Below are 5,602 nucleotides of genomic sequence, written 5' to 3'. Positions count from 1 at the left end.
CTGCCCACAGTCCAGACACTGCGGCAGATCACCGTGCAGAACTACCTGATCACCACCGGCAGCAGCGGAGCGGAGGTGGTCAAGCGGCGGGAGGCGGACAAAGACGGTCTCCCGCCCGGCAGTTTGCGGCTGACCTCGCCCTACGACCTCGATGCCCGCTACGGCGGCAAGGAAGATCTGCGCTGGACAGGGTACAAACTGCACATCAGCGAGGTCTGCCAGCCGCCCCGGCCCGAGGACGAGGCTCCACGACACGGTCGGCGGACGCGTCCGCCCGTCCCGAACGTGATCACCCATGTCGCGACCACTGACGCGACCGTGCCCGACGTGAAACTCGTTGAACCCGTCCACCAGGCCCTCGACGGCCGGGGCCTGCTGCCCGGCGAGCACTACCTGGACTCCGGCTACGCGAGCATCGAACTCGTCATCGGGGCCCAGGACACCTACGGCATCACCCTGGTCACTCCACTGCTGACCGGCACCTCGCGCCAGTACCGGCAGAATCTCGGCTACCAGCGCGAAGCCTTCGCTATCGACTGGGACGCCCGCCGGGCCATCTGCCCCGAGGGGGCCACCAGCCGGTTCTGGAGCCCGGCCAAGCAGAAGGGCCGCGACGTGATCGTGGTCCGCTTCGACCAGGCCGACTGCGGCCCCTGCCCGGTCAGAGCCGAATGCACCAACGCCACCCGCTGGGGCCGCCAACTCACCCTGCGGCCACGGCCACTGCACGAACTCATCCACGCCAACCACACCGCCCAGCAAGACGAGACATGGCGGGCGAAGTACGCGCTGCGGGCCGGCGTCGAGGGCAGCATCCGCCAGGCCATGGCAGTCACCGGCAACCGCCGGGCCCGCTACCGCGGGCTCAGGAAGACCCACCTCGAGCACGTCTACTCCGCCGTCGCCCTCAACCTGATCCGCCTCGACGCCTGGTGGAACGGCCAGCCGCTCGACCACACCCGCACCAGCCACCTCGCCCGACTCGCCCTCACACCCGCCGCGTGACCTCACATTTGGCCAGCAGGATCCCTGAGTGGGTGAAAATCGGTGGGTGGCCGTCCGGCGGACGTCGTGCGCTCTTGGCGTGTTCCGAGCCCGTGAGTTAGTAGGACGCTGGGGGTTCATCGACAGGCACCCGGAAGTGCTGCTTCGAGCGCGCGTATTAGAGTTATCGGCCTGCCGGACCCCTGCCGGGCGGTCATGTGCTCGCGGCCGTGGTCGGAAGGGGGTGCCGGGGCAATGGAAGTGCTGCACGAACGCTGTGCGGGGATCGACATCAGCAAGGCGGACGTGAAGGTCACGATCCGCGTGCCCGGCGCCGGCAAGCGCCGTCGTACCGAGACCCGGACGTTCTCCTCGATGACCCGGGACCTGCTGGCCATGCGGGACTGGCTGCTCGCCGAGGGCATCACGCTGGTCGGGATGGAGGCTACCGGCATCTACGTGCGACGTGAGGGTGCATGAGTGAAGTGGGAGGCACCGATTGGAGGTTCGGCTGATGCCGGAGGTGTAGTACTCAGGCCAGTGCGCACGGCCTGTCTCCGCTCCGACGTGCGTCGCGGGTAACCGTGGGGTGCGAAGCTCGGGGAAGAAGCCCAAGGACCCCTGTTCCACTCAGGGGTTACAGGCGAGGAGAAGACCGGGATGGGCGAACGCGAGTGAACCCCTGATGAGGCTTCGTGACGGTGACCCCCGCCGGTGGGATGTTCAAGCGGGGCCGTAGGGACTGGCCGCTGGAAAGCAGCAGGTGCCGGTCGGAGCGTATTTGCTGGCCGGGAGCGCACTACTGTCCCCGGAGTAAAGGGGGCGTCCTGCCCGGTCGTGTCTTGCTCATGTGCAACGCGACAACGGGCCTTCCCCCAAGGCCGGGTAGTTAGCGTTTTCGCAGGTCACGCAAGTGAGACTGGGGACCATGCTGTTGCGGCGTAGAGGCCGGGGCCGAGTTTGTGGATGAGGCCGCTGGCGGCCCATCGATTCAGTTGTCTGTACATGGTTTCCAGGGTGACATCGCCGAAGTGGGCGGCGATCTCACGGGGTTGCCACAGACGCGTGGGGTCTTCCTGGAGCAGGGCCAGGATGCGGTGTCGGCGCCGCGCGGAAGGGCTGGCGTGTCGGTCGTCCCGGGAGGCCGTGGGCAGCGCGGGTTGCTCCACGGGTTCGATGACGGTGACGTCGAGGCGGGTGACGGTGTGGCTTGTGCCGGGCCGGCCGTCGGCGTGGCGCTCGCTGTAGCGGGACATCGGTGACTTGACCTTGCGGGTGCTGACCCGGTGCCGGCGGGGCGGGAGCAGACCGGTCAGGATCCGACGGCCGATCATCCCCAGGAGAGTGTCCCGATCGGTGTCCGCGCTGACGATGCCGTTGGCCTGGATCACCTGGTCGCGGGCGGTGTGGAGCGTGATGTTGAAACAGCAGCGGTCCGGGTCGGTGCCGGGGAGGGACTCGGCGGCAGTGACCATCACGGTGCGCAGGGCCTGGTAGAGCGTGAGCAGGGACCACATCTCCTGCTCGATGCCTGCCGGGTCGCCCGAGCGCAGGTTGCGGCCGTTCATGATGGTGTGGCGGAGCGCGTAGTACGCCGATTCGTGTTCCCAGCGCTGGTGATAGAGGCCCACCAGCGCGGTGGCGGGGTGACGGCGGGCGTCGGTCAGGGTCGTGACCAGTCGGTAGGACCCGGTGAAGGATGTGCCGTCCGCGCAGGTCACGGCGATCTGTGCGTCGATGATCCGCACTTTCACGGTGCCGATCACCGACAGATAGGAGCCGTCAGCGAGGCGCGTGAGGACCGGCGTGCGCCGGTTGCTGCGGAGCCGGCCCAGGACCTGGGCGCCGGTGTCGGTGACCTGCGCGAGGAAGGCATTGCTGTCGAATCCCTTGTCCCACAGCACCAGCATGTCCGGCCGCAGCAGATGCAGCAGCCGGCCGGCGTAGCTCGTCTCACCCTCGGCGGTGGGGCCGAACACCCCGCCGACCAGAGCCCGGGTGCCGGTCTCGACCAGCGTCATCAACTCCAGCGTCGGGTAGCCATGATGCGACGTCCTGCCCAGCCAGGCCCGGTTGCGCTCGGAATCGGGAACCCTCAGCGAGCTGCAGCCGTCGAACGACACCATCCGGTACGAACCGAAACACACTCCTGGCGTCGTCGGCCGGGCCAGCAACCCGGCGAGCACCTCGAACAACGCCCGCACCGGCGTGCTGCCGATCCGCCGGCGCAGGTCACGCAACGCCTTCGCCGACGGACAGACCACCGGCATCCCGGACAGACCCGCGGTCAGCTTGTCCCAGACGAGGCGATAGCCGACCTCGGGGAACAGGCACATCGCCAGCAGGAAGTAGACCCCGACCCGCGATGGAAGATCACGCAGCCGCTGCTGCACCGTCCTCGTCTCCGCAAGGACCGCGTCCACCAGCTCAAACGGCACGACTGCCGTCAGCTCCCCCAGATGCCCAGGAGCGAACCGGCCTCCGGCCACAGTGACCGTTCGGGTGATGGCCGTCAGCGCAGACGGCAGGACACAATGACGGGGCAACGGAGCTCCTTCGGGACAAGCTGTCTTGGTCGACTGCCTGTACCAACGAGCTCCGTTGCTCTGCGTCGGAAATCCTTCAACTCACTTGCGTTACCTGCGATGACGCTAACTACCCGGCCTTGGGGGAAGGCCCTCGTCTTAGCCGCAACAGTCTACTAGCTGATGCGATACGCCTGGTAGTTTCGCGTCAGCAGATAGGTGTCGATGATGTCAGACGAGGCACTCTCGACCGATCGGTAGATGCCCCACTTAGGCCGTACGTAGTCCCCTTGGCTGGGGATGTTCACATGGCTCAGCTGCCCGTCCGTAACAACTTTGGCGGACGCGTCGGTGCCGTCGTGCGCGACAAAGCGTGCCGCCCCCGAGCTTCCTATGGTGAGTGTCCACTCGATACTGATCCACTTGTTGCGCAGGGGAGCCAAGTCGGTGGACGCGATGTCCGGCGCTCCGGAAGTGCTGTAAGCGCGAGCCCGCAGCGTTTCCTTGCTGCCGCTGCGGCTTAAGTCCAGAGTGACCCAGGGACCTCCGTTAGTCGCTGGTGTCTTGGTCTGGAAGATATGGGTGAACTTGCTGGTACCGTGCAATGTGGACGGCATGAACATCTCGTACGAGATGGTCCACTTCTCCCCGTTGCGCATCTTCTGGGTCGTGCCGTCCTGCACCATTCCCTTGGACTCGGTGCGCTGGCGGTCACCGCCGCCTGTCGAGTCGCGGTCATCCGCCCAGATGTTGAAGCGGTAATGGTCGCCGTTCTCCACGGAGACGTACTTTCGGTCGGGGAACCTGCCTTCACGGTCAGCTTCGATTCCCTCGAACCCATGGAGGCCGACCGATGCCGGATTCGGGTTCCATTGGAGTTCGCCGCCCCCTGAAACGGCTCTGGGCGGGGTGAGTGCCGACGCATACCCGCTCATCGCGAGTGGCGTACCGGCAATGAAAAGGGCGGTGGATCCCATCATCGCTCTGCGGGTGATGTGGGGACGGGTGGACGCATGTTCAGCCACGAGATTCGGTTTCCTCTTTAAATAGATGGCCTATGGGAGCCGGATGCGCAGCTCTGTCGGTTCAGTGAGCTTCTTCAGAGTGGCCACCGATCGAGTGACGACCTCGTGGTCGACTCCTCGGCTGAGTCGCAGGTGAGGAGGCAGTCAGCCGAAAGGTGCCCATCACTCTGATGTGTGACTGCTGAAAACGCTCAGTGACTTTTATCGCCGTCCCAGGACACCGGGTGAACTCTGTTATCCATCCGAACTCCCGTAGGGGCCTTGACTGCTTGGTGCTGCGATCTGGGTAGCATGCGAACGTTGCCTGAAGCATTCGTGGGACGTGTGTACTCCGCACGATCCAGCACAGGAAGTCGCCCGAGTAGAGGCAAGTGACCTTGGCTCATATCTACAGGCTGTGAGTCGGAGCGTGTCGGTCTCAGGGTGGGGCGTGACCTGTAGTGATCAGCTGCAGCAGCGATGTTGGTCCAGCCTGCTTGGCGTATGAGTCCGATGGCGAGGTTGCGCAGGGTGGCCATGGCTCGGGGTGCGGTTCCTGTGCGTAGTCGGGAGGCGTCCTCGCCGAAGGTCACGTCTCTCACGTGGTGCAGGGCCTCAACTGACCAGTGATTCTCTACGAGTTCGGCGAGTTGTGCCGATCTGGCCTGTCCGGGCGTGAGGCTGGTGACCGCGTAGACGGTCTTCGTCTCTACCCTGCCGGTCTCTTGCGGTGGGTGCGGCGGCGCTTGATCTCCATGGCCTGGACGGTGTAGGGGAAGAGCGGGCCGGGACGGACGGTGCAGACCTTCAGCGCCACGGGTGACGCTGTCGCGGGCGGCGGCCAGGGCCGCGGTGAAGCAGGCCCGGTCCGGATCGCATCCGGGCACGGCATCGGTGGCGCTGCCATCGTCATCCGCAAAAGCTGGTGGACCGTCAGCAGTGCCCACATCTCCTGGCGCAGGCCCTGAGGGTCACGCGAGCGCAGTACGCAGCATGCGGGTGATGTTGACGGTCGCTTCGTCGGTGGGCATGCCGAGGAGTTCGTGCAGCTCAGGGGCTCTGAACACCTGGCCGGGGTGCTGGTTGAAG

At 65.8% G+C, this 5,602-nt stretch carries 4 protein-coding genes; 2 read left to right on the top strand and 2 right to left on the bottom strand.

Going from position 1 to position 5,602, the window contains the following annotated elements:
- Together ABZ453_RS50275 and ABZ453_RS50270 are read left to right on the top strand one after the other, a co-directional pair.
- A partial coding sequence (locus ABZ453_RS50275) for a transposase (RefSeq protein WP_359026671.1) occupies positions 1-1,005 on the top strand: 1,005 nt, incomplete at its 5' end.
- Between the two features lie 234 nt (positions 1,006-1,239).
- Positions 1,240-1,464, top strand: a complete 225-nt coding sequence (locus ABZ453_RS50270; protein ID WP_359026669.1) for a hypothetical protein — start codon at positions 1,240-1,242, stop codon at positions 1,462-1,464.
- 425 nt (positions 1,465-1,889) lie between these two features.
- On the opposite strand, the gene ABZ453_RS50265 is transcribed toward ABZ453_RS50270, so the two are convergent.
- Both ABZ453_RS50265 and ABZ453_RS50260 read right to left on the bottom strand, forming a co-directional pair.
- On the bottom strand, positions 1,890-3,473 hold the full coding sequence (locus tag ABZ453_RS50265; RefSeq protein WP_359026673.1) for an IS4 family transposase: 1,584 nt from the start codon (positions 3,471-3,473) through the stop codon (positions 1,890-1,892).
- A 212-nt stretch (positions 3,474-3,685) separates the two neighbouring features.
- A complete protein-coding gene (locus tag ABZ453_RS50260) occupies positions 3,686-4,534 on the bottom strand; it encodes a hypothetical protein (protein WP_359026667.1) in 849 nt (282 codons plus the stop codon).
- Positions 4,535-5,602 lie beyond the last annotated feature (1,068 nt).

The organism is Streptomyces sp. NPDC005799, assembly GCF_040630525.1.
GTDB lineage: Bacteria > Actinomycetota > Actinomycetes > Streptomycetales > Streptomycetaceae > Streptomyces > Streptomyces griseorubiginosus_B.
Note: the sequence above shows the minus strand (reverse complement) of the source record. Positions and strands in the feature narration are given on the sequence as shown.

What these genes read in the sequence shown, in the direction of transcription:
- ABZ453_RS50270 (WP_359026669.1), top strand. Translation starts at nt 1,240, where the DNA reads ATGGAAGTGCTGCACGAACGCTGTGCGGGGATCGACATCAGCAAGGCG.